Origin of the sequence: Methylobacterium sp. Leaf113 (genome assembly GCF_001423325.1) — a bacterium.
GTDB lineage: Bacteria > Pseudomonadota > Alphaproteobacteria > Rhizobiales > Beijerinckiaceae > Methylobacterium.
Genome location: NZ_LMNJ01000016.1, coordinates 36,705 through 58,904, shown reverse-complemented (window position 1 = coordinate 58,904; position 22,200 = coordinate 36,705). Strand labels below are relative to the sequence as shown.

Below are 22,200 nucleotides of genomic sequence, written 5' to 3'. Positions count from 1 at the left end.
TCCGTCGCATCGCCACCCGCTACGACAAGCTGGCCCGAAACTACGCCTCGGCCGTCGCACTCGCTGCCGTCATCGCCTTCTGGTGCTGATCGAGTCCAGACCCTAGGGCCGGCGGGGTCACAAGGGTTTCCAAAGGTTTCAATGCGGCCGGCGTGTTCGGGACGCCGCAGCGGGACCTTACTCGGCCGCGATCCGCGCCGCGCCCTGTCCCATCCAGGCCGCCAGGTCGGCGCGGGCCCGGTCGGTCAGCGCCTTCTTCTTGGCCACCGCCTTCTCCGGCCCCTTCAGGCGCTTGCCGCCTTCGCCCTTCGGGGCGTGATCGAGGGGTGGGAACAGGCCGAAATTCACGTTCATCGGCTGGAACGAGCGCGGGGTGCCGACGTCCTCGGCCGCGATGTGGCCGCCGGTGATGTGGCCGATCAGGGCGCCGAGTGCCGTGGTGGCGGGCAGCGGTTCGAGGGTGTGGCCCTGCGCCTCGGCGACCGCGAAGCGGCCGGCCATCAGCCCGATGGCGGCGCTCTCGACATAGCCCTCGCAGCCGGTGATCTGGCCGGCGAAGCGCAAGCTCGGCCGCGCCCTCAGCCGCAGGGTCGCGTCGAGGAGGCGGGGGCTGTCGAGATAGGTGTTGCGGTGGAGGCCGCCGAGCCGCGCGAACTCGGCGTTCTCGAGGCCGGGAATCGTGCGGAACACCCGGACCTGCTCGGAATAGGTCAGCTTCGTCTGGAAGCCGACCATGTTGTAGAGCGTGCCGAGCGCGTTGTCCTGGCGCAGCTGGACGATGGCGCAGGCCTTCACGGTGGGGTCGTGCGGGTTGGTGAGGCCGACCGGCTTCATCGGGCCGTGGCGCAGGGTCTCGGGGCCGCGCTCGGCCATGACCTCGATCGGCAGGCAGCCGTCGAAGTAGGGGGTCGAGGCCTCCCACTCCTTGAACCCGATTTTTTCACCCTCGACGAGCGCCTGGATGAACCGGTCGTACTGCTCGCGGTTCATCGGGCAGTTGATGTAGTCGGCGCCGGTGCCGCCGGGCCCGACCTTGTCGTAGCGCGACTGGAACCAGGCCTTGCCCATGTCGATCGAGTCGCGGTGCACGATGGGGGCGATCGCGTCGAAGAAGGCCAGCGACTCGGCGCCGGTCAGTTCGCGGATGCCCTGCGCCAGCGACGGGGCGGTGAGGGGACCGGTGGCGATGATGGTGCGGCCCCAGGATTCGGGCGGCAGGCCCTCGACCTCCTCGCGCACGATGGTGATGCGCGGATGCGCCTCGATCGCGGCGGTGACGGCCCTGGCGAACCCCTCGCGGTCGACGGCGAGCGCCCCGCCGGCCGGGACCTGATGCGCGTCGGCCGCGCGCAGGATCAGCGAACCGAGGGTCCGCATCTCCTGGTGCAGGAGCCCGACCGCGTTGCCGTTGGCATCGTCCGAGCGGAACGAGTTCGAGCACACCAGTTCGGCGAAGTCGGAGCCGTGATGGGCCTCGGTCCCCCGCACCGGGCGCATCTCGTGGAGCACCACGTCGTGGCCGCTCTCGGCGATCTGCCAGGCGGCCTCCGATCCGGCGAGGCCGCCGCCGACGATATGGATGGGCAAGGAGTCCGCGCTGTCCGTCATCGCCACGGGATAGACCCGCCCGACCCTCGGATCAATGGAGCTGGGGGGAGGCCAAAAAGCGCTCGCGGTCGGAGGAGGTCACCGAGAGCTTGAGCGGCTTGCCGTCGCGCTGGATCGTCAGGGGCACCCGCACCCCGGCCTCGCCGAGCGCCCAGACCTGACGGAAGAAGCCCGCGAGGTCGGCCACCGGCTCGCCCGCCACCGCCACGATGACGTCGCCCGGGCGCAGGTCCGCCGCCTCGGCCGGGCCATCGTCGGCGAGCCCCATCACCACCACGGCCTCCTCGCCGTCGCTGGCGTAGAGGCCGAGCCAGGGGCGCACCGGCCGGTCGACCCGCCCGCGGGTGGTGAGGTCGTCGAGGATCGGCGGCAGCAGGTCGATCGGCACGATCATGTTGATGGTCTTCGGCCCGGCCGTGCTGCCCTGCTGCAATTGCAGCGAGCCGATGCCGAGGAGGGACCCGTCCGGCCCGATCAGCGCGGCGCCGCCCCAGTGCGGGTGCGAGGGCGCGGTGAACAGGGCCTCGTCGAGGACGTATTCCCAGTAGCCGGCGAATTCCTGGCGGGCGACGATCTCGACCGCGAGGCTGCGCGCGCGTCCGCCGACCCCGGCCATCACCGCCCGGTCGCCGATCTTGACGGGTGCGGAGCGCCCGAGCTTCAGCGGCTTGATCCTGAGGTCCCCCAGCGCCTGGACGAGGCCGAAGCCGGTCACCGCGTCGAAGCCGACCACGTGGCCGGGCACGGAGCGCCCGTCATGGGTGGTGAGCCAGACGGACTCGGCCTCCGTCACCAGGTACCCGATGGTGAGGACGAGGCCGTCCTCGCCGATGACGACGCCGTTGCCGGCCCGCTCGGTGCCGAGGGTCTCGGCGGTGAAGGCCTCCGGCGGCACCCGCGTCGAGAGCGCCACGATGGCGGTGAGCGCCTGCTCGAGGTCGTAGCCGTAATCGGCGGCCTTGGGCTGGGCGGATGCGGGAATCTTCCAGTCTCCGGGCGAGGCCATGGGGGCGTCTTTCCTGCCGTCGTGTCGTGTCGATGAGACCGGAGATAGGTCGCCGGCTCGAATTTCGACAGTCTGGAGCGACGTTGCAACCGCTCAATGCGCGGCGCGCAGCACCTTTCCGGGATTCAGCAGCCCCTGCGGGTCGAGGGCCTGCTTGATCCGGCGGGCCAGCGCCATCTCCTCCGGGCGCCGGTGGCGGACGAGTTCGTCGACCCGGTACTGCCCGATGCCGTGCTCGGCGGAGATGCTGCCCCCGAATCGCGCCACCGCGTCGTGGACGATGCGGTTGATGGCCTCCGGGCCGTGCTCGGGGCCGATGAGCACGTTGTAGTGGATGTTGCCGTCGCCCATGTGGCCGAAGATGTTCGGCCGGGTGCCGGGCGCGCCCGCACGCAGCGCCGCGCCCGCCGCCGCCAGGAAGTCCGGGATCGCCGGGATCGGCACCGAGACGTCGTGCTTGACGCTCTTGCCGGCCCGGGCCTCGGCCTCGGTGATGTACTCGCGCAGGGCCCAGAGGCCGGCCGCCTGCGGGCCGGATTCGGCCAGCACCCCGTCGGTGGCGTCGCCCCGCTCCAGGGCCTCGCCCAGCAGCGTCTCCACCGCCTCGCGCAGGCCGGGCAGGCTCGAACCCGCCTCCATCAGCACGGTCCAGTCCGCGGCGGCGATGGGGCTCGCCAGGCCGGCATGCTCGGCCACCAGCGCCAGGGACTCGCCCGCGATCAGCTCGAAGGCCTGGATGGTGTCGCCCAGCGCGTCCTGGGCCGCGCGCAGGAGGCGCAGGGCGGCGGCCGGGTCCGGCACCGCCAGGAGCGCCGTGGCGGTGTGGCGCGGGCGCGGCACGAGGCGCAGGATCGCGGCCGTGACGATGCCCAGCGTGCCCTCGCTGCCGATGAAGAGCTGCTTCCAGTCGTAGCCCGCATTGTCCTTGCGCAGGGCGCGCAGGCCGTCGACCACGGTCCCGTCGGCCAGCACCACCTCGAGCCCGAGGACGAGGTTGCGGGTCATGCCGTAGCGCACGACGTTGATGCCGCCCGCGTTGGTGGCGATGATGCCGCCCAGCATGGCCGAGCCCTCCGCCGCGAGGCTGACGGGCAGGAGCCGGCCCTGCGCCTCCGCCGCGTCCTGCGCCACCTTGAGGATGCAGCCGGCCTCCGCCTCCAGGGTGAGGCCGAGGGGATCGACCTGGCGGATCGCGCTCATGCGGGCGAGCGAGAGCACCACCTGGCCGCCAGAGGCGTCCGGGGTTGCGCCGCCCGCAAGGCCGGTATGTCCCCCCTGGGGCACCACCGCGACGCCGGCCGCGTGGCAGGCCGCCATCACGGCGGAGACCTCGACGGTGGTGGCGGGGCGCGCCACCGCCGCCGGCCGGCCCGGGAACAGGCCGCGCCAATCGACCGCGTAGGGCGCGAGATCGTCCGCGGCGGTGAGCAGACCGCCCCGGCCGAGGCAGGAATCCAGCCGGCCGAGGAGATCGGCGGGCAGGGTGGTCGGGCTCATCAGCAGGCTCATGGGCGGCCTCCTCGTGCGGGGGCCCGGGCCGGGCCGCCTGTCCGAAAACGGGTCGCCCCGGCATCCCGACGGCGGCGGCCCGGGTCAAGGGGGCGGCCTGACAATCGCCGCCGATGCTCAAGGCCGGGCCTTGACCGTCCCGGCGAACTGGCCTCTCACACGGCCCATTCGGGCGCTGGCGCCACGGGCCCGACCGCGTCGCGCGGCCCGACGGGTCCGGCGTCCCATCCGCCCGACACGGGCGCGAGATCCGAGAAGAACACGACCATGGCCGAACGACTCTCCTTCCCGAAGGACAAGATCCGCGTCCTGCTGCTCGAAGGCATCAACGACAGCGCCGCCGAGCTCTTCGCCGCCGCCGGCTACACCAACGTCGTGCGGGTGGCCAAGGCCCTGGACCGCGAGGCCCTGCACGAGGCCCTGAAGGGCACCCACATCCTCGGCATCCGCTCGCGCACGCAGCTCGACGCGGCGGCCCTGGCCCATGGCGAGCGCCTGCTGGCGGTGGGCTGCTTCTCGGTGGGCACCAACCAGGTCGATCTCGAGGCCGCGCGTCACCGCGGCATCCCGGTCTTCAACGCGCCCTACTCCAACACCCGCTCGGTGGCCGAGCTCGTCATCGGCGAGATCGTGATGCTGCTGCGCCGGATCGTGCCGCGCTCGGTGGGCGCCCATGCGGGCGCGTGGGACAAGTCGGCCACGGGCTCGCAGGAGGTGCGCGGCAAGACGCTGGGCATCGTCGGCTACGGCAATATCGGCTCGCAGCTCTCGACCCTGGCCGAGGCGATGGGCATGCGGGTGGTGTTCTACGACCAGACCGACAAGCTGCGCCACGGCAACACCGAGCCCACCGACAGCCTGGAGACCCTGCTGGCCCAGAGCGACGTGGTCTCCCTCCACGTGCCGGAGACGCCCGAGACCCACAACATGATCGGCGAGGCCGAGATCCGGGCGATGAAGCCCGGCGCCTTCCTGATCAACAACGCCCGCGGCACCGTGGTGGATCTCGACGCCCTGGCCGGTGCCCTGCGCGACGGCCACCTGCGGGGGGCCGCCGTCGACGTGTTCCCGGTGGAGCCGGGCTCCAACCAGGAGCGCTTCGTCAGCCCGCTCCAGGGCCTGCCCAACGTGATCCTGACGCCGCATATCGGCGGCTCGACGGAGGAGGCGCAGGAGCGCATCGGCTCGGAGGTGGCGCGCAAGCTCGTCGATTATTCCGATATCGGCTCGACGGTGGGCACCGTGAACTTCCCGCAGGTGCAGCTGCCCGCCCGCCCCACCGGCACGCGCCTGATCCACGTCCAGCGCAACATCCCGGGCATGCTGGGGCGCCTCAACGACACCTTCGCCCGGCGCGGGGTCAACATCGCGGCGCAGTTCTACCAGACCGACGGCGAGGTCGGTTACGTGGTGGTGGAGACCGACGTGACCGATGCCGACGCCGAGAGCCTGCTGGAGGAGATCCGGGCGCTCGACGGCACGATCCGGGCGCGTCTGCTCTACGAGCGCCGCTGACGGCGAGGCCGTTTCGCCCGGCCTGACCGAATATCCCCATCGATCGCGCGGTCGGCGACGGCGTCCGGTGGCGCGCGGCGCCGACCTCGATTAACTGATGCGGGCGCGATTGTGCGGATCGCACCGAATCGATCCGAGGCCGCGCCGTCGTGCAGGGGACAACCCGCGCCCGGGAAGAGGATGCCCAGCCGTTGCGTGCCAGCCCCCTGCGTGATGGTGCCCTCGCGGACGATCCCTCGCGCACCGACGTCGCCCTCGCGGACCTGATCGCCGATATCGCCCGGCGCGACGCAACCGCCCTGCGGACCCTCTATGATCGGACGGCGCCGAAACTTTTGGGGGTGATCCTGCGTATCCAGACCGATCGCGGCATGGCCGAGGACGTGCTGCAGGAGGTGTATCTGCGGGTCTGGCAGAAGGCCGCCTCCTACAGCCCTGCGGCCGGGAGACCCCTGGCCTGGCTGTGCTCCATCGCGCGAAACCGCGCCATCGACGGGGTGCGGCGGCGCCAGGAGGTCCAGGGGCCGGTCACCGAGGACGGGGAGGATTGGGTGGAGCGTCTGGTCGATCCCCACGACAGCGAGGGCACGATCCTGGGACGCGATGCCCTGCGGGCCTGTCTCGGCCGGCTCGAGGCGATGCACCGCGACTGTATCGTGCTGGCCTATTGCGAGGGCCAGTCCCGCGAGGACCTCGCCCTGCGCTACGACCGGCCCGTGAGCACCATCAAGACCTGGCTGCATCGCGGTCTCGCGACCCTGCGCGGCTGCCTGGACGGTGTCGCATGACCCCCGATCCGGACGAGCGCGACCTGCGCCTCGCCGAGTACGTGCTCGGCACCCTGCCGCCGGCCGAACGGGCCGCGGTGGACCTCGAACTCGCGGTCGACCCGACCGCCCGGGCGGCGCGGGAGGCCTGGGAGCGCCGCCTGGCGCCCCTCGCCCTCGCGGCGCCCGAAGTTCCGCCGGGGCCGGAGGTGTGGCCGGCGATCGCCCGGGCCGTGGCCGGCGATGGGCCGGGACACCGCGCCGCCGCCGCAAACGACGACCGCATCGGCGCCCTGCAGGGCGCGGTGTGGCGCTGGCGCCTCGCCGCCGGCACGGCGGCCGCCCTGGCGGCCGGGCTGGCCCTGTTCATCGCCGTGGGCGAGCCGCGCCCGGGCGATGGGGACGGGCGCTACATCGCCGTGGTCAACAGCGGCGGCGAGGCCCCCGCGCTCCTCGTCAGCATCGACACCCGGGCCGGGACCGCCCGCGTACGCCCGGTCGGCGCGCAGGCGCCCGCGGGGCACAGCCTCGAACTCTGGTATGTCGGCGCGGGAGAACCGCCGAAGACCCTCGGGCTCGTCGGATCGGACGCGAAGGGCCTGATTCTGCCGGCCAAGGCCGACGCCCTGGCGGGCGGCACCTTCGCGGTCTCGGTCGAGCCGGAGGGGGGCTCCCCCACCGGCCTCCCGACCGGGCCGGTGGTGTATTCGGGCAAGCTGATTCGCGAATAGGCCTGATTCGCGAGGCGGCGCCGGCGACCCGGAGGGACCGGTCGCCCGGCCTCACCCCAGCAGCTTGTCCAGGGTGATCGGGATGTCGCGCACCCGCACGCCGGTGGCGTGCCAGACCGCGTTGGCGATGGCGCCGGCGGTGCCGGTGATGCCGATCTCGCCGACCCCCTTGATGCCCAGCGGGTTCACGTGCGGATCGTGTTCCTCCACCAGGATCGCCTCCATCGCAGGCACGTCGGCATTCACCGGGATGTGGTACTCGGCCAGGTTCCCGTTCATCACCCGGCCCGAGCGCGGATCGAGCACCGCGTGCTCGTGCAGGGCCAGGGACACGCCCCAGATCATGCCGCCGTAATACTGGCTGCGTACGAGGTGCGGGTTGACGATGCGCCCGGCCGCGAAAGCGCCGACGAGGCGCGTCACCCGGATCTGGCCCAAGTCCGGATCGACCTTCACCTCCGCGTAGACCGCCCCGTGCGCGTGCATCGCGTAGGCCTTTCGTGAGGCGGGGTCGCCCGCGCCCGCGCCCTTGGCCTCGACTGAGGCCTTGCCGGCTCGGCCCAGGATTTCGGAGAAGGCTTCCGAGCGGGCGGGGTCGTCGTTGCGGGCGAGGCGTCCGTCGCGGGCGGTGACGCCGGCATTGCCGGCGCCGTAGAGGGGCGAGGCCGGGTCGTTGACGGCCAGGTCCGCGAGTTCGGCGATCGCCGCCTGCGCGGCGTTGTGGACCGCCGTGCCGCCGGTGGCGGTGCCGGTGGAGCCGCCCGCCAGCCCGCCGTTCGGCAGGTTCGAATCGCCGATGCGCAGCTCGACCTGGGCGATGGGCAGTCCGAGGCCGTCGGCGCCGATCTGCGCCAGCACCGTCCAGGCGCCCTGGCCCATGTCCTGAGCGGCGGTCTCGATCAGGGCCGTGCCATCGGCCCGGATCGTGGCCCGGGCCTCGCCCTGCATCATCCCGGCCGGGTAGGTGGCGGTGCCGAGCCCCCAGCCCACCAGCAGCCCGTCGGCGTCGCGCATCTGGCGCGGCTGGCGCGGGCGGGCGGCCCAGCCGAAGCGTGCCGCGCCTTGGGCGTAGCATTCGCGCAGCGCCTTCGAGGAGAACGGCCGATGGGTGATCGGCTCGACCTCGGCGTAGTTGCGCAGGCGGATTTCCAGGGGATCGAGGTCGAGTTCGAGCGCCAGCTCGTCCAGCGCGCTCTCCACCGCGACGCTGCCCGAGGCTTCGCCGGGAGCCCGCATGAAGATTGGGGTGCCGATATCGGCCCGGGAGACCGCGTGCGTGGTCGCGATCGCGCCCGCCGCGTAGAGGTGGCGCGAGAGGATGCCGGAGGGCTCGACGAAGTCGTCGTGCCGGCTCGTCAGGGTCAGGGTGTGGTGGTCGAGGGCCGTGAGCGTCCCGTCCCGCGATGCGCCGAGCCTCAGGGTCTGGCGGGTGGCGGCGCGGTGGCCGACCGGGCCGAACATCTGCTCGCGCCGCGTCACCAGCTTGACCGGGCGTCCCACCATCTTGGCCGCCATGATCCCGAGGATCTGCGGCGCGGCGATGAAGCCCTTCGAGCCGAAGCCGCCGCCGAGATAGTGGCAGACCACGTGGATGTTCTCCGGCGGGATGCCGAACAGGTCGGCGATCCGGCCCTTGGCGATCCAGAGGGCCTGGGTCGGGGTGTGGAGGGTCAGGCGGTCGCCGTCCCATTCCGCCACGCAGGAATGGGGTTCGAGGGCGTTGTGATACTGCGCCGCCGTGTCGTAGGTGGCCGCGATCCGCGTCTCCGCCGCCGCCAGGCCGGCGGCCAGATCGCCGGACCTCTCGTCGGTGGCCGAGCCGGCCCCGATGGTGTCGGGGCTGAAGATCTCGCCGGCTCCGAGGGCGACGCTGACCGGCTCCGCCTCGTAGCGGGGCGCCAGCAGGGCGGCACCCTCGGTGGCCGCTTCCAGTGTCTCGGCGATCACCACCGCGATGGGCTGGTTGGCGTAGCGCACGCCGTCGTTCTGCAGCAGGTCGAGGCGGAAGGTGAACGGATTGTCCTTCTGGTCCGGCGACTTGGCGAGCGCCGGCGCGTTCTCCGGCGTCATCACGGCGATCACGCCGGGATGGGCCTGCGCCGCCGCGATGTCGCGATGCGTGACCCGCCCGCGCGCGATCGAACTCACCGCCATCACCGCATGGGCCAGGCCCTCGGGCTTGAAATCCGCGCTGTAGCGGGCCGCACCCGTGACCTTGTCGGGGCCGTCGCGCCGGGTGAGCGGCTGGCCGATGGAGGCGCCGTGGCGCTGACGCTCAGGCATGGGCGGAGACTCCGGCCGAAGGGGTGGCGAAGGGACTGGCCGGGAGCGCGGGCACGCGATCCGGGGTGCCGGCAACGGCCAGGGTGAGGGCGCGCACGACGATGCGGCGGGCAAGCTCGATCTTGTAGGCGTTGTCGCCCGAGGGTTTGGCGTCGGCCAGAGCGGCCTCGGCCGCCCTGGCGAAAATCTCGGGCGTGGGGGCCGCGCCGGCGAGCAGGTGTTCCGCCTCGCGGGCGCGCCAGGGCTTCAGGGCGACGCTGCCGAGGGCGATGCGGCCTTCCGCGATCCGGTCCCCGTCGAGGCGCAGGCCGACGGCCGCCGACACCACCGCGAAGGCATAGGAGGTGCGCTCGCGGACCTTGAGGTAGCGGCTGTGGCCGGCGAAGGTTTCGGCCTCTGCCGGCAGGGTAACGGCGACGACGAGGTCGCCGGGCTCCAGCACCGTCTCGCGCTCCGGGTGGTCGCCCGGCAGGCGGTGGAACGCGTCCAGGGGCACGCTGCGGGGACCGGCCGGCCCCTCGATCTCCACGACGGCGTCGAGGGCGGCCAGCGGCACGCAGAAATCCGACGGGTGGGTGGCGATGCAGTGCTGGCTCCAGCCGAGCACCGCGTGGGCACGGGTGACGCCGCCCTGCGCGTCGCAGCCGGTGCCGGGGTCGCGCTTGTTGCAGGCGCTGGCGGTGTCGGTGAAATACGCGCAGCGGGTCCGCTGCAGCACGTTGCCGGCGGTGGTGGCGGCGTTGCGGAGCTGGCCCGAGGCCCCCGAGAGCAGGGCTTCGGCGAGCGCCGGGTAGCGCCGGGCGATGACCGGATCGTGCGCCAGGGTGGCGTTGCGCACCAGGGCGCCGATCCGCGTCGTGCCGTCGGCGCGGCGCTCGATCCGGTCGAGGCCGGGCAGCCGGGTGATGTCCACGAGGGTGTCGGGGCGGGTGACGCCGCCCTTCATCAGGTCGACGAGGTTGGTGCCGGCGGCGAGGTAGGCGGCACCGGGCCGGCCGGCGGCCGCGACCGCCTCGTCGACGCTGGACGGGCGGAGATAGTCGAAGGCCTTCACGCCGCATCCTCCGCGATCTGGCGGCCGGGCAGGACGTCCGGCCCGGTCATCTGCGCGTGGGCCGTCAGCACGGCTTGCGTGATGCCCGCATAGGCGCCGCAGCGGCAGAGATTCCCGCTCATGCCCTCGCGCACCCGCTCGGGGTCGCCCCCGGTCTGGCCCTCCTGGATCAGGCCGACCGCACTGAGGATCTGGCCCGGCGTGCAGAAGCCGCACTGGAAGCCGTCATGCTCCAGGAAGGCGGCCTGGACGGGATGCAGGGCCTCGTTCTGCGCCAAACCCTCGATGGTGGTGATCGCCGCGCCGTCGTGGCTGACGGCCAGCGCCAGGCAGGAATTCACCCGCACCCCGTCGATCAGGATGGTGCAGGCCCCGCACTGGCCCCGGTCGCAGCCCTTCTTGGCCCCGGTGAGGTCGAGGCGCTCGCGCAGCAGATCGAGGAGGGTGACCCGCGCATCCTCCAGGACGATGCTGCGGGCCGTGCCGTTCACGGTCAGCGTGATGGGAAAGCTCATGCCGGGCTGTCTCCGCCGTGGCCTGTCTGGAACCGATCCAGATAGAACCGCCGGGGTTCCCGACCAGGGGGCGTGGTCAGGCGGGCGTGGTCAAGGGAGGCGCTGTCAGCGCGCGGCCGGCTTCCCCTGAGCCTCTTTGCTCTCGGTCTCCTTGCGCTTCAGGATCGCCTGCATCTGCGCGATCTCGGTGTCCTGGGCCTTGACGATGCTCTCGGCCAGCGCGCGCACTTCCGGGTCCTTGGAGTATTGCAGAGCGACCCGGGCCATGGCGATGGCGCCGGCATGATGCGGGATCATGCCGGCGGCGAAGTCGCGGTCGACGTCGCCGGAATAGCGGATCTCCATGTCGCCGTGCATCCGCATGGCGGCGTCCTGGAACGCCTTGGTGGAGGGCGAGACCCCAGTCCCGGCCTTGGCCCCGGCCTTAATCGCGCCGGCCGGCTTTGCCGGGTGGGTGTGGCCCGGCGTGCCGTGGGCGTGGTCGTGCCCGTCGTCGTGATGATGATCCTCGTGGGCCGGGGCGGTGCCCGCCAGGGCGAGGAGGGCGAGGGCGGCGAGGACGGCAGTCGCGGTCTTCATGGGGTTCGTCTCCGGGGATTCAGAAGAGGGACGGGGTGGGGGCGCCCGGGGCGGGGTGGGGAGCCGGGGCCTGCGCCGCCTGCAGCCGGGCGAAGGCGCCCCGGCCGAAGCGCAGGACGAGGACGGGGGTGAGCGCCGCGTCGAGCAGGGTGGCGCTGAACAGGCCGCCGAAGATCGTCACGGCGACGGGATGGAGGATCTCCTTGCCGGGCGCCGTGCCGTCGACCAGCAGCGGCACCAGGGCGATGCCGGCCGCCAGCGCCGTCATCAGCACCGGCACCAGCCGCTCGTTGCTGGCGCGCAGCACCAGGGCCGGGCCGAAGGGCAGGCCCTCGCTCAGCCCGAGATTGAGGATGTGGCTGATCTTCAGGATGCCGTTGCGGGCGACGATGCCGGTGAGCGTCACGAAGCCGATCATCGAGGCGACCGACAGGGGCAGCCCCGCGACGAACAGGGCCGCGACGCTGCCGATCAGCGCCAGGGGCACGTTGCCCATGACGATGAGGGCCAGCACGCCGGAGCGGTAGCGGCTCGCCAGCAGGGCGAAGACCAGGGCCAGCGAGACGAGGCTGAGGAGCCCGATGGTGCGGGTCGCCTCCCCCTGCGCCTGGAACGCGCCCTCCAGGCTCGGGGTGATGCCCTGGGGCAGGGTGGTCCGCGCCAGGATCTCCGCCATGGCGGCGGCCACGGCCGAGCCGTCGGCGCCGGCCCGGGTGTTGGCCTGGATCACCAGCCTGCGCCGCCCGTTCTCGCGAAGGATCTGGTTGGGGCCGTCGCGCTCGGCGATGTCGGCCAGCGCGTGGGCCGGGACCCAGCCGGTGGGCGTCTCGATCAGGAGTTCGCGCAGGGCCGCCACCGAGCGGCCAGATTCCGGCAGGCGCAGGGTGACGTCGTAGCGGCGCAGGCCGTCCACCAGGGTGGAGACCACCCGGCCGTTGGCGAGGCGGCTCACCGCCTCGACCACGGCGCCGGGGGCGACGCCATAGAGGGCGGCCCGTCCGGAATCGACCCGGACCTCGAGCTGCGGGATGCGGACCTGCTTCTCGATGGCGAGGTCGGTGATGCCGGGGATCGTCTCGAACGCGCTCTTGAGGGCTTCGGCCGTGCGGCGCAGGCCGTCGAGGTCCTCGCCGAACAGCTTGAGGGCGATCTCGGCCCGGACGCCGGACAGCATGTGGTCGAGGCGGTGCGAGATCGGCTGGCCGACATTGACCGAGACCGGCAGCACCCCGAGGCGGGCTCGCAACTCCGCCACGACGGCCTCGCGCGATCGCCCGCGGGCCTGATTCCTCGCCTGATTCCTCGCCTGATTCCCGGTCCTGATGCCGATCTCCAGGTCGGTGGAGTGGACGCCCTCGGCATGCTCGTCGAGTTCGGCCCGGCCGGTGCGGCGCCCGACCCGGTCCACCTCCGGGATGTCGAGGACGAGACCTTCGGCGATGGCGCCGATCCGGCTCGATTCGGCGAGCGAGATGCCCGGCGTGAAGGCGAGGTTGACGGTGAACGAGCCCTCGTTGAACGGGGGCAGGAAGGCCCGCGGCAGGGTGGTGGCGGCATAGGCCGCCGCGCCGACGCCGATCACGGCCGCCGCCATCACGGTGCGCTGGTGGCCGAAGGCGAAGGCCACCAGCCGCCCGTTGCCGGCTTTCAGCCAGCGGATCAGCCGGCCCTCCGGCGCCTCCAGGGTCTTCAGGCCAGGGAGCAGCCAGGAGGCGAGGGCGGGTGTCAGGGTGAGCGAGACGAGAAGGCTCGACAGGATCGCGATGATGTAGGCCTGCCCCAGCGGCGCGAAGAGCCGGCCCTCGATGCCCGACAGGGCGAAGAGCGGCACGAAGACGAGGCAGATGATCGCGGTGGCGTAGACGATGCCGGAGCGGACCTCGTTGGAGGCCGCCACGATCACCGCGAAGGACGAGCGCGGCGCGCCGTCCTGTCGGTTCTCGCGCAGGCGCCGCAGGATGTTCTCCACATCCACCACCGCGTCGTCGACGAGTTCGCCGATGGCGATGGCCAGCCCACCGAGGGTCATCGTGTTGATGGAGAGCCCGAGGGCGGAGAAGATCGCCGCCGTGGCGAGGATCGAGACCGGGATCGCGGTGAGCGAGATCAGGGTGGTGCGGGCGTTCATCAGGAAGGCGAACAGCACCACGGCGACCACCGCGACCGCTTCGAGCAGCACCTGCACCACGTTGTGCAGGGAGGTCTCGATGAAATCCGCTTGCCGGAACAGGATCTTCTGCGCCGCGATGCCGGGCGGCAGGCTGGGGGCGAGGTCGGCGAGCGCCGCCTCCACGGTCCGGGTCAGCCGCACGGTATCGACCCCCGGTTGCTTCTCCACCGAGACGATGACGGCGGGTTTGCCCATGTAGCCGCCATCGCCGCGCCGGGGCCGGGGAGCGAAATCCACCTCCGCCACCTGGCGCAGGTAGACCGGCCCCGCGGGCGTGGCCACCACGAGGTTGCGAAGGTCGTCGAGGTCGATGGTCCGGCCGATGGCGCGGATCAGCACCTCGCGGGCACCCGCATCGGTGAAGCCGCCGCCCGCATTGGTGCCGAAGCCCTCCAGCGCCTGGGTCATCGCCGCGTGGGTGACGCCCAGCGCCCGCATGGCGGCGGGGTTCGGCGCCACTCGGAACTGGCGCACCTCGCCGCCGATGGGAATGACCTGGGCCACGCCCGGGATCGACAGGAGCCGGGGCCGGAGGGTGAAGTCGGCGGTCTCGCGCAGCTGCATCGGCGTCGCGGTCTCGGAGGTCACCGCCACAAGCAGGATGCCGCCCATGATCGACGAGACCGGCCCCATCTGGGGCATCACGTTGGCGGGCAGTTCGGTGCGGGCCAGCGCGAGGCGCTCGGCCACGAACTGGCGGGCGCGGTAGAGGTCGGCGTCCCAGGCGAACTCCACCGTGACGATGGACAGGCCGATGCCCGAGACCGAGCGCACCCGGGTGACGCCGGGAAGCCCGTTCATCCGGGTCTCGATCGGGTAGGTGACGCGCTGCTCCACCTCCGGGGGGGCGAGCCCCTCGGCCTCCGTCATCACCGTCACGGTGGGGCGGTTGAGGTCGGGCAGCACGTCGACGGGCAGGCGGGTCAGGGCCAGGAGCCCGGTCAGCACCAGGGCGGCGGCGAGCGCCACCACGAGCAGGCGGTTGCGCAGGGACTGCGCGACGATGGTCTCGAACATCGGGGCCTCAGCGGATCTGGTCGAGAAGTTCGGCGCCCTGGACGACGACCCGGCGCCCGGCCGTGATCCCGTCCTCCACCAGCATCCGGTCGGCATCCAGCGGCGCCACCCGCACCGGGCGACCCAGGAAGCGTTCGGCGCTGACGTGCTCGTAGACGAGGCTGCCGCCCTCGGCCCGCACGATGCCGGAGCGCGCCACCGGCAGGCCGGGGCGGGCGCTGCCGACGGGCGCCAGCACGGTGACGAACTGGCCGAGGCGCAAGCTCTTGATGTCGCCCTTCCCGTCTCCCTCGACGGCGAATTGCACGGGCACCGCCTGGTTGCGGTCGGCCAGGCCCGTGCCCCGATAGGCGAGCTGCAGGGTGCCGCCGTCCCCCAGCCGCGCCGTGGCCCGGCTGCCCTCGGCCAAAGCTTCGAAGCTCAGGGCCTCGACCCAGAGCCTGGCCGGATCGACGATGCGGTAGACCACCGTGCCGGGCGCCGCCATGGCGCCCGCCACCGCATTGGTCTCGGCGATGATGCCGTCGACCGGCGCCACCAGAGCTTCCGGCTCGCGCCGGACGGCGTCGAGGGCGGCACGGCGGTCGCGCAGGCCGCCGAGTTCCGAGCGGGCATCGTCGAGCTGGGTCTGCGCCACCGCGCCGGTGGTGGAGAGCCGCTCGAAGCGGGTCACGCGCCGCTCCAGGATGGCGATCTGCTGGTCGAGTTCGCCCTGGCGCTGGCGCATGTCGGAGACGTCCACCGCCTGGACCGGCGGGGTCACGGTGGCGAGCACGTCCCCGCGCTTCACCCGCGTGCCGAGGCGGGGAAAGCCGGTCTCGGGCGGTGCCAGGCGGCCGCCGACCGAGGATTGCGCCACGCCGCTGGCATTGGGGTCGGGGATGATCCGCCCCGGCAGTTCGGCGCTGCGCGTGACGGATCGCTCGGCCGTGAGGCCGGTGCGCAGCGCCAGCAGGCGCTGGAGCGATTTCGGCACGAAGACCGAGCCGTCGGGCAGGCGCCGCGCGCGCTCCATCAGGACGCCGCCGCTCAGCATGGCCGGCGTGACGGGCGTGTCCGTCTCAGGCCCCTCGGCATGACCCTCATGCGCGAGACCCTCATGCGCGAGGGCCGTGCCGACCGGGACCAGAACCAGGGCCGCCGCGCCCGCGAGGAGCGCTGCGAAGAGAACGGCGAAGAGAACCGCGAGGATCTGTCCGGAGCGGCGGCGGCGCGCCAGGGCGAAGACGCCGAGACCGAGGGATATTCCGAGCCCCGCCAGGAAGCCGCCGGCCGCGAGGGCGGCCGGGTGCTGCCCGGCGAGGCGGCCCGCCAGGGCCATCGCGGCAGCCGTGGGGCCGGACGCCTTTGGGTCGGACGTCTTCAAGTCGGACGCTTTGGGGCCGAACGCCGCGGGTGTGCCCGCCGCGGGGGGACCGGCCGGCGCGGGCAGGTCGAGATCGAGGTTGAGGACGTCGGTGCGGCCCTCGGACGAGACCCCGACCACGAGGTCGTGGTGCGGCTCGGAGGCCAGCCAGGGGGCCGCGAGCCGGTAGGTCCCCGGCGCGGCTGCGACGGCTTTGCGCCTCCCCTCCGGCGTCATGACGGCGACGGTCGCTTCCGCGACCGGGGCGTTGGTCGCCAGGGCATCGACATAGAGCACGAGGTCGGTGCCCTGCACCACGACGACGAGTTCGAAGCGCTCGGAGACGCTCTCCGCCCGCGGAAGGGCCGCGGCCGGGACCGGGGCGGCCTCAGCGCCGTGATCATGGCCCTCATGGGCGATGGCGGGGCCGGGCAGGATCAGCAGGAGGAGGGCGCACAGAAGGGCGGGCACGCGCAGGGCGGCCGCGATGGAACGGGACATGGACCAGGGTTCTTTCGACCAGGATTCTTTCGCCGGGGAAGACGGAACCGCGTCCCGGCCTCAAGGTCCGCCGGGGACCTCGAGCGCCGATCGGAGGCGGGGCAGCGTCAGGCGTGGAATCTGGGCGGTTCGGGAACGGCTTCCGGGATGACGTCCGTCCGGGCGGGGAGGGCGCGCGCCAAAGTGCGCTCGCTGGGGCCGCGTGGTCCGGCCGCGTCGATGCTGTCCGGCGTGAGCCCGGCGCTGGTGCAGCAGGAACTGGGCAGGCGACAGCCGGCATTGGAGCAGGCGCCGTCGCAGGCGCCGGCACTGAGCGCCCGGACCGGCGTGGCCGTCGGCACCACGGCCGTCCGGATCGCGGCCACGGGCAGAAGCATCCGGGCCTCGGCGTCGCCGATCCGGGCCTGCGCCGAAGCGGCCGGGGGGAGGGGGGCCGCGCCGCCGCGCGCGTGACCAGCATGAGCTTGGTCGGCGTGGCCCATGCCAGCATGGGCTTGGCCGGCGTGGCCCATGCCAGCATGGGCCTGGGCGCCGGACGGCATGAGGCCGACCGCGATCAGAACGATCGTGGCCGCGAGCCAGAGTGCCATGTGCCGGATGCAGGTCATCTCGACCCCATTGTTAGCATGCGGGCGGCGACGGCGACAGGGCGGTTTTGGCGCGGGGCGTGCTCGCCCACCTGCGGGGGCATCCCGGGCGTACCCTAAGGGACTGGGAACACACGACGTTTCTCGCGCGATCGGTTTCCCTTCGCGGCCGCATGCTCTAAGCGGGCGGCCCGGGCCTCGGCGCGGGCGGGTGCGGAGGACGCCTCGGCAGCGGAGGACGGCGCGATGAGAACTCTCCTGGTGATCGGGATCGGCACCGGCAATCCCGAGCACATGACGATCCAGGCCATCCGCGCCCTCAACACCGCCGACGTGGTCTTCGCTCTCGACAAGGGCCGCCAGAAGGCCGACCTCGTGGACCTGCGCCGGGAGATCTGCGCCCGCTATCTCACGGACAGGCCCTACCGCTTCGTCGAGGCGCAGGACCCGGAGCGGGACCGCAACCCGTCCGATTACGGCGCGACCGTCGAGGCCTGGCACGCGGCGCGGGCCGCGCTCTACGAGGGGATGATCGCCACGGAACTCGATGCGGAGGGCTGCGGCGCCATCCTGGTCTGGGGTGATCCCTCCCTGTACGACAGCACGCTGCGCATCATCGACCGCATCCTGGCGCGCGGCCACCTGGCCCTGGAGGTCCGGGTGATTCCGGGCATCACCAGCGTGCAGGCGCTGGCGGCGAGCCACCGCATCCCGCTCAACCGCATCGGCGCCCCGATCACCATCACCACCGGCCGGCAGATTGCCGGCGGCCTGGCAGAGGGTGCCGACACCACCGTGGTGATGCTCGACGGGCGCCCCCGCTTCGACCATCTCGACCCGGACCTGACCATCTACTGGGGCGCCTTCCTCGGCAGCGCCGACGAGATCCTGGTCTCGGGCCGCCTCGGCGACGTGGCGGCCGAGATCGGCGCCGTCCGCGAGGCCGCCCGGGCCCGCCACGGCTGGATCATGGACACCTACCTGCTGCGCGCGCCGGTCGCACGCGACCGAACCTGAGGGAGCGGCCTGCGGCATAAGTGACCGGCATCCGGAAGGAATGTCCGGCCCCTGCCCCGATCGATGGGGGATCGTCCCCCGTGACCGCCGGAACACATCAATAAAAATCCTTTCGACTTGGCTTCGATGCTCGCCGTGTCGCGCCGAGGACTGGCAGGGTGTTTGCGACAGACTTCGCGGAGTCAATAATAGGCCGATCGCGCCACCACGATGACTGTCGTGGGGCGGGTTCGGGAGGGCTTGCGCATGGCAGCGGACGGGGTTCGGGCGGCCGGATCGGGACTCGGGCGTCGCGCCCGGCCATGGGGCACGATCTGCGGCACGATGGTCCTGGCGGCCGCCGCCTGCGGCGCCCTTTCAGCCGCGGGCGCGCTCCCAGCCCTCGGCGGTGCCTATGCGGCCCTGTCCCTTCGCCTGGAGCACCAGCTTCACACCCAGGCGCCGGCTCCGCCAGCCCGGATCGCGCTCGGCCCGCACGGACGCGACATCCGGTTCGCCGGCGAGATCGGGGAGGGCGCGGCCGACCGCCTCGCCGCGCTCCTGGCGGCCCATCCCGCGGTCACGCGCATCCATCTCACCAGCGAGGGCGGCCTCGTGGCGGAGGCTTCGGCGATCGGCGACCTGATCGCGGCGCGGGGGCTTTCCACCTACGTGCCGGATTACTGCGTCTCGGCCTGCACCCTCGCCTTCGTGCGCGGCACCACCCGCGCCCTGGTGACCGACGGGCGCCTCGGCTTCCATGCGCCCTACGATCCCGGCCTGTTCGGCCAGGTCGTGCAGGCCGATGCCGCGGTCGAGCGGGCGGCCTACGTGGCGGCGGGCGTCGACCCGTCCTTCGCCGCCGAGGCCCTCGGCGTCGCCTCCGACAGCCTGTGGATTCCCGATCCCGCGCGCCTGGTCCGGGCCCGGGTCGCCACCGAACTCGTCGACACCGACCGCTTCCCCGATTCCACCCTCGACGACGACCCGAGCCTCGCCGGCGCCCGGGCGGCGGTTCTGCGGGCGCTGCCCCTGCTGGAGGCGCTGGCGGGGCGGGACGAGATCCTGTCCGCCCTGGCCTCCGGCTACCTCGACGGCTACCGGGCCGGGATCTCCGAGGGCGAGGCCCTGGATCGCCTGCGCGCCCGGGCGGCGCGCGCGATCCGGCAGGTCCTGCAGGGCGCCGATGCGGCGACCTGGACCGAACTGGGCGGACTCGTCCTGCGGGCCATGCGCCAAGTGGGTCCTGATGCCGGTCCGGAAGCCGGTCGCGATGCCGATCCAGACGCCTGCCTCGCCATCGGCGGGACGGGCGATCTTCTGGCTTTGCAGGACGTCCTGTCGGCTCCGAGCCTGAGCCCGGATCGTCCGCCGGCCGATGCCGTGCGGACCCTCCTGGCCCGGGCCGCGCGGCAGGCCGGGCCGGGCGGTCGCGAAGCCGGTCCCACCCCGGCGGCACGCCTGCCGCGCGACTGCGCCGGTCTGATCGCCGCCTACGCCGAGGCCCTGGCGCGACCCGGGGCAGGGGGCGCCGTGCGGGCGCTGGCCAGCCAGGGTGTCCGCCCGGCGCGGGAGGCCGCGGCCCTGCCCCGCTGAACCGGCAGGAGGCCTGCGCCACTCCGTCAGGCGCCCTCGCCTGCGGGAATCGGTCAGTGCCGCTGTCCGTCCGGCGCGTCCCGGAGGTGCCGGGCGAGTTCGTGGCCGATCTCGATCATCAGGTGGTCGAGGAGCCGGGACAGGCCCGGCCGCGCGAGAGCGTCGGCCAGGCCGCGCAGGGCGATGGCGTGCTCGGCCATCCGGTTCACCGCATGCTGGTCCCGGGGGTCGTCGGCCGGCTCCTCGGTCAGGTCGAGGACGATGCCGCGCGCCCGTGCCGGCCGTCCGGCGGCGTCCGCCTCGATGCGCCCGCGCAGGTCCAGCCGCCGCGGGGCGTGGGCGGTGCGGAAGGCGATCGCGAAGGCACCGCCTCGCGCGATGGCGGCGTGGAGTGCATTGTCGACCCGCGCCCGGTCGTCCTCGTGGGTCCGCGCCAGGAGGGTGGCCAGGGGAATGCCCCGCAGGCCCGCTTCCGGCGGCACGCCGAGGGCCACGGCCACGGCGTCCGACACCACGAGGCGGTCCGCCCAGATGTCGTGCAGCCAGACGCCGACGACGCCCGAAGCGGACAGCGCCGCCTGCAGGCCGCCGGGGAGATCCGCATCCGAATCCGGCAGGGGGGATCGCGTCATGAGCCTCCTGGACGGGGCGCTCGAAAGGTCATGGCGGGAAACGTCAGGACGACCTGAGGTTGGCATCGGGGTCTCGCGCATCCCGCCGGTACGCGAACAACCTAGAGGGGAAACCCTCTGACGCAAAGGGCGCGTGCAACATTCGACGCCAATTTAAGCAACCTGAGATTGCCGATGTGGGCTTCGGCGGCGCCGACGGCTTAACCGTTGGTTAACCATGATGCGCGACACCGGGATCGCAGCATCCTTGGGTCACAGGACGAGGGGCACGGGACAGGGGCCACCGCCCCGCCCATCGCCGGCGATCCAGATTGCGGGATGCGTCCGCCGCACATGCCACCGGGATTCCGCGCCACCGGAATTCCACGCCACCCGAATTGATCGACGCTCGCGAAGGGATGCCAGGATGAAAGCCATCACGTTCGTCACCCAGAAGGGGGGCAGCGGCAAGAGCACGCTCTGCATCTCGCTGGCCGTCGCCGCCCAGGAACGCGGGCTCTCCGTCTGCATCCTCGAGATGGATCGCCAGGCCACGATCAGCGACTGGCTCGATTATCGCACCGCCGAGGGTCCGGAGGTCGCGCAGATCGACGCGACCCAGATCGAGGGCGTGATGAACCAGCTGCGCGATTCCGCCTACGACTACGTCTTCATCGATACCCCGGGCGTCGATTCCGCCGGCACCCTCTCGGCGATCCGTGCGGCCGACCTCTGCATCATCCCGTGCCGCCCGACGCCCGCGGATCTGCGCGCCTTCAAGCCGACGCTCGCGGCGATCTACCGGCTGGAGAAGAAGTTCGCCTTCGTGCTGAACCAGACGCCGCCGCGCTCCTATCGCATCCGCGATGCCGCCGACGGCCTCGCCGTGCTGGGCATCCTGCCCGACGTCAACATCGTCGCCCGCACCGACCACCAGGACGCCATCGGCGTCGGTCAGGGCGTCACCGAGTTCAACCCGAAGGGGCAGGCCGCGCTGGAAGTGCGCAAGCTCTGGGGCTGGATCGAGAAGCGCATGCAGGTGAGCAGATCGGAGAGTAAGCCGGGGATCAAGCAGGTGATCAAGAATGCCAAAGCCGCCTAAGCTGAGTCTCGCCTCCATCGTCGCCGCCTCGAGTTCCCCGCCCAGGTCATCCCACCACCCTTCCCACCAGACCGCCGAGATCGTCCAGCTCGACACCGGCGCCCCACCCGGCCGACGCCCCAACGCCACCCTGAAGCAGCGCGCCCGACAGATGTCGGTCTATCTGGAGCCGCCGGTCTACGATCAGCTCCGCGACATCGCCCATGCGGAGCGCGCCAAGATGCACGGCCTGATGCTGGAGGCCCTCGACCTGCTGTTCAAGCAGCGCGGCGCCCGGTCGATCGATCAGCTCAACGATCCGGGCGGCCGCTGAGGCCGTATCCGAGCCCCCGATGCGAGACGATGACGAAGCCCTGGCAAGAGGTTGCCAGGGTTTTCTCATGGAACGGGCGAGGGGGCGGTATCCGATCCCGCCGCCGCACCGCAGTCTTCGACGAACCGGACGGCCGAGGCGTCTTCGCCAGTGGGGACAGGGGTTTGCCGCCGGTTCCGGAGGCGACGCTTCCGCGGGGTTCGGCGGAGCCCGGCGATGCTGTCGGACACCCGCTTCGCGGTTCCGTTCAGCCTTCCTTTACGCCGTCCGGACAATCTTGGCCCATCGAACGGGAGGCACAGCGTGCGTCCGTCGAGGGTCCGGCCGGTCCTGCTCTTGCCCGCCGGCGGGCCGATCCAGCGTGTTGTGCGTATCGGGGCGAGGGCTTGAGGCGG

Annotated in this window: 18 protein-coding genes and 1 pseudogene; 8 read left to right on the top strand and 11 right to left on the bottom strand. The window is 72.4% G+C overall.

The features are described from left to right. Positions 1-89, top strand: a pseudogene (locus ASF60_RS24445) (IS5/IS1182 family transposase); the annotation flags it as partial. Between the two features lie 88 nt (positions 90-177). Here the strand turns inward: ASF60_RS24445 and trmFO are convergent. The 3 genes from trmFO to ASF60_RS12400 form a co-directional block, all read right to left on the bottom strand. Next, positions 178-1,608: a methylenetetrahydrofolate--tRNA-(uracil(54)-C(5))-methyltransferase (FADH(2)-oxidizing) TrmFO gene (gene trmFO / locus ASF60_RS12410; protein WP_056184935.1), complete on the bottom strand. Its 1,431-nt coding sequence runs from the start codon at positions 1,606-1,608 to the stop codon at positions 178-180. A gap of 31 nt (positions 1,609-1,639) precedes the next feature. After that, complete coding sequence (locus ASF60_RS12405; protein WP_056184932.1) at positions 1,640-2,614, bottom strand: S1C family serine protease; 975 nt, start codon at positions 2,612-2,614, stop codon at positions 1,640-1,642. A gap of 93 nt (positions 2,615-2,707) precedes the next feature. Continuing rightward, positions 2,708-4,111, bottom strand: coding sequence for an FAD-binding oxidoreductase (locus tag ASF60_RS12400; RefSeq protein WP_056184950.1), 1,404 nt, complete (start codon positions 4,109-4,111; stop codon positions 2,708-2,710). Between the two features lie 279 nt (positions 4,112-4,390). Here ASF60_RS12400 and serA point away from each other — a divergent pair, with 279 nt between their 5' ends. The 3 genes from serA (at position 4,391) to ASF60_RS12385 (ending at position 7,136) form a co-directional block, all read left to right on the top strand. Next, a complete protein-coding gene (gene serA, locus ASF60_RS12395; RefSeq protein ID WP_056184929.1) occupies positions 4,391-5,638 on the top strand; it encodes a phosphoglycerate dehydrogenase in 1,248 nt (415 codons plus the stop codon). A 191-nt stretch (positions 5,639-5,829) separates the two neighbouring features. Next, positions 5,830-6,426: a sigma-70 family RNA polymerase sigma factor gene (locus tag ASF60_RS12390; RefSeq protein ID WP_443136758.1), complete on the top strand. Its 597-nt coding sequence runs from the start codon at positions 5,830-5,832 to the stop codon at positions 6,424-6,426. After that, positions 6,423-7,136 carry an anti-sigma factor gene (locus tag ASF60_RS12385; protein WP_056184926.1) on the top strand — a complete coding sequence of 238 codons (714 nt, stop codon included), beginning with the start codon at positions 6,423-6,425 and terminating at the stop codon, positions 7,134-7,136. Before ASF60_RS12390 ends, ASF60_RS12385 begins: the two co-directional genes overlap by 4 nt. A 51-nt stretch (positions 7,137-7,187) precedes the next feature. Here ASF60_RS12385 and ASF60_RS12380 read toward each other — a convergent pair whose 3' ends face one another. From ASF60_RS12380 to ASF60_RS12350, 7 genes are all read right to left on the bottom strand, one after another. Continuing rightward, positions 7,188-9,419: a xanthine dehydrogenase family protein molybdopterin-binding subunit gene (locus ASF60_RS12380; RefSeq protein WP_056184922.1), complete on the bottom strand. Its 2,232-nt coding sequence runs from the start codon at positions 9,417-9,419 to the stop codon at positions 7,188-7,190. Continuing rightward, complete coding sequence (locus tag ASF60_RS12375) at positions 9,412-10,473, bottom strand: FAD binding domain-containing protein (protein WP_056184919.1); 1,062 nt, start codon at positions 10,471-10,473, stop codon at positions 9,412-9,414. The genes ASF60_RS12380 and ASF60_RS12375 overlap by 8 nt, the downstream gene beginning before the upstream one ends. Next, positions 10,470-10,988, bottom strand: a complete 519-nt coding sequence (locus ASF60_RS12370; protein WP_056184915.1) for a (2Fe-2S)-binding protein — start codon at positions 10,986-10,988, stop codon at positions 10,470-10,472. Before ASF60_RS12370 ends, ASF60_RS12375 begins: the two co-directional genes overlap by 4 nt. 105 nt (positions 10,989-11,093) lie before the next feature. Next, entirely contained in the window at positions 11,094-11,567 is a 474-nt protein-coding gene (copM, locus tag ASF60_RS12365) for a CopM family metallochaperone (RefSeq protein ID WP_056184910.1), read from the bottom strand. Between the two features lie 19 nt (positions 11,568-11,586). Then, a complete protein-coding gene (locus ASF60_RS12360) occupies positions 11,587-14,754 on the bottom strand; it encodes an efflux RND transporter permease subunit (protein ID WP_056184907.1) in 3,168 nt (1,055 codons plus the stop codon). Positions 14,755-14,761: 7 nt separating this feature from the next. Continuing rightward, the gene (locus ASF60_RS12355; RefSeq protein ID WP_056184903.1) at positions 14,762-16,600 is read right to left on the bottom strand and encodes an HlyD family efflux transporter periplasmic adaptor subunit; all 1,839 of its coding nucleotides are present in this window, start codon (positions 16,598-16,600) and stop codon (positions 14,762-14,764) included. 107 nt (positions 16,601-16,707) lie between these two features. Further along, the gene (locus tag ASF60_RS12350; protein WP_056184900.1) at positions 16,708-17,190 is read right to left on the bottom strand and encodes a hypothetical protein; all 483 of its coding nucleotides are present in this window, start codon (positions 17,188-17,190) and stop codon (positions 16,708-16,710) included. 243 nt (positions 17,191-17,433) lie between these two features. Here ASF60_RS12350 and cobF point away from each other — a divergent pair, with 243 nt between their 5' ends. Continuing rightward, positions 17,434-18,204 carry a precorrin-6A synthase (deacetylating) gene (gene cobF / locus ASF60_RS12345; protein WP_056184897.1) on the top strand — a complete coding sequence of 257 codons (771 nt, stop codon included), beginning with the start codon at positions 17,434-17,436 and terminating at the stop codon, positions 18,202-18,204. A 246-nt stretch (positions 18,205-18,450) separates the two neighbouring features. Beyond that, positions 18,451-19,779 carry a hypothetical protein gene (locus tag ASF60_RS12340; RefSeq protein ID WP_156634064.1) on the top strand — a complete coding sequence of 443 codons (1,329 nt, stop codon included), beginning with the start codon at positions 18,451-18,453 and terminating at the stop codon, positions 19,777-19,779. A gap of 53 nt (positions 19,780-19,832) precedes the next feature. Here the strand turns inward: ASF60_RS12340 and ASF60_RS12335 are convergent, their stop codons facing one another. Continuing rightward, positions 19,833-20,411 (bottom strand): PAS domain-containing protein, encoded by a 579-nt coding sequence (locus ASF60_RS12335; protein WP_056184893.1) that lies wholly within the window; start codon positions 20,409-20,411, stop codon positions 19,833-19,835. 406 nt (positions 20,412-20,817) lie between these two features. Here ASF60_RS12335 and ASF60_RS12330 point away from each other — a divergent pair, with 406 nt between their 5' ends. Both ASF60_RS12330 and ASF60_RS12325 read left to right on the top strand, forming a co-directional pair. Continuing rightward, positions 20,818-21,492, top strand: coding sequence for a ParA family protein (locus ASF60_RS12330; RefSeq protein ID WP_056184890.1), 675 nt, complete (start codon positions 20,818-20,820; stop codon positions 21,490-21,492). Continuing rightward, positions 21,476-21,805, top strand: coding sequence for a ribbon-helix-helix domain-containing protein (locus ASF60_RS12325; RefSeq protein ID WP_056184886.1), 330 nt, complete (start codon positions 21,476-21,478; stop codon positions 21,803-21,805). Before ASF60_RS12330 ends, ASF60_RS12325 begins: the two co-directional genes overlap by 17 nt. Positions 21,806-22,200: the final 395 nt, after the last annotated feature.

Bases quoted from the DNA above. Each gene is read 5' to 3' on its own strand.
- trmFO (WP_056184935.1), bottom strand. From the start codon at position 1,608: ATGACGGACAGCGCGGACTCCTTGCCCATCCATATCGTCGGCGGCGGC.
- ASF60_RS12405 (WP_056184932.1), bottom strand. From the start codon at position 2,614: ATGGCCTCGCCCGGAGACTGGAAGATTCCCGCATCCGCCCAGCCCAAG.
- ASF60_RS12400 (WP_056184950.1), bottom strand. From the start codon at position 4,111: ATGAGCCCGACCACCCTGCCCGCCGATCTCCTCGGCCGGCTGGATTCC.
- serA (WP_056184929.1), top strand. From the start codon at position 4,391: ATGGCCGAACGACTCTCCTTCCCGAAGGACAAGATCCGCGTCCTGCTG.
- ASF60_RS12385 (WP_056184926.1), top strand. From the start codon at position 6,423: ATGACCCCCGATCCGGACGAGCGCGACCTGCGCCTCGCCGAGTACGTG.
- ASF60_RS12380 (WP_056184922.1), bottom strand. From the start codon at position 9,419: ATGCCTGAGCGTCAGCGCCACGGCGCCTCCATCGGCCAGCCGCTCACC.
- ASF60_RS12370 (WP_056184915.1), bottom strand. From the start codon at position 10,988: ATGAGCTTTCCCATCACGCTGACCGTGAACGGCACGGCCCGCAGCATC.
- copM (WP_056184910.1), bottom strand. From the start codon at position 11,567: ATGAAGACCGCGACTGCCGTCCTCGCCGCCCTCGCCCTCCTCGCCCTG.
- ASF60_RS12360 (WP_056184907.1), bottom strand. From the start codon at position 14,754: ATGTTCGAGACCATCGTCGCGCAGTCCCTGCGCAACCGCCTGCTCGTG.
- ASF60_RS12355 (WP_056184903.1), bottom strand. From the start codon at position 16,600: ATGTCCCGTTCCATCGCGGCCGCCCTGCGCGTGCCCGCCCTTCTGTGC.
- ASF60_RS12350 (WP_056184900.1), bottom strand. From the start codon at position 17,190: ATGGCACTCTGGCTCGCGGCCACGATCGTTCTGATCGCGGTCGGCCTC.
- cobF (WP_056184897.1), top strand. From the start codon at position 17,434: ATGAGAACTCTCCTGGTGATCGGGATCGGCACCGGCAATCCCGAGCAC.
- ASF60_RS12340 (WP_156634064.1), top strand. From the start codon at position 18,451: ATGGCAGCGGACGGGGTTCGGGCGGCCGGATCGGGACTCGGGCGTCGC.
- ASF60_RS12335 (WP_056184893.1), bottom strand. From the start codon at position 20,411: ATGACGCGATCCCCCCTGCCGGATTCGGATGCGGATCTCCCCGGCGGC.
- ASF60_RS12330 (WP_056184890.1), top strand. From the start codon at position 20,818: ATGAAAGCCATCACGTTCGTCACCCAGAAGGGGGGCAGCGGCAAGAGC.
- ASF60_RS12325 (WP_056184886.1), top strand. From the start codon at position 21,476: ATGCCAAAGCCGCCTAAGCTGAGTCTCGCCTCCATCGTCGCCGCCTCG.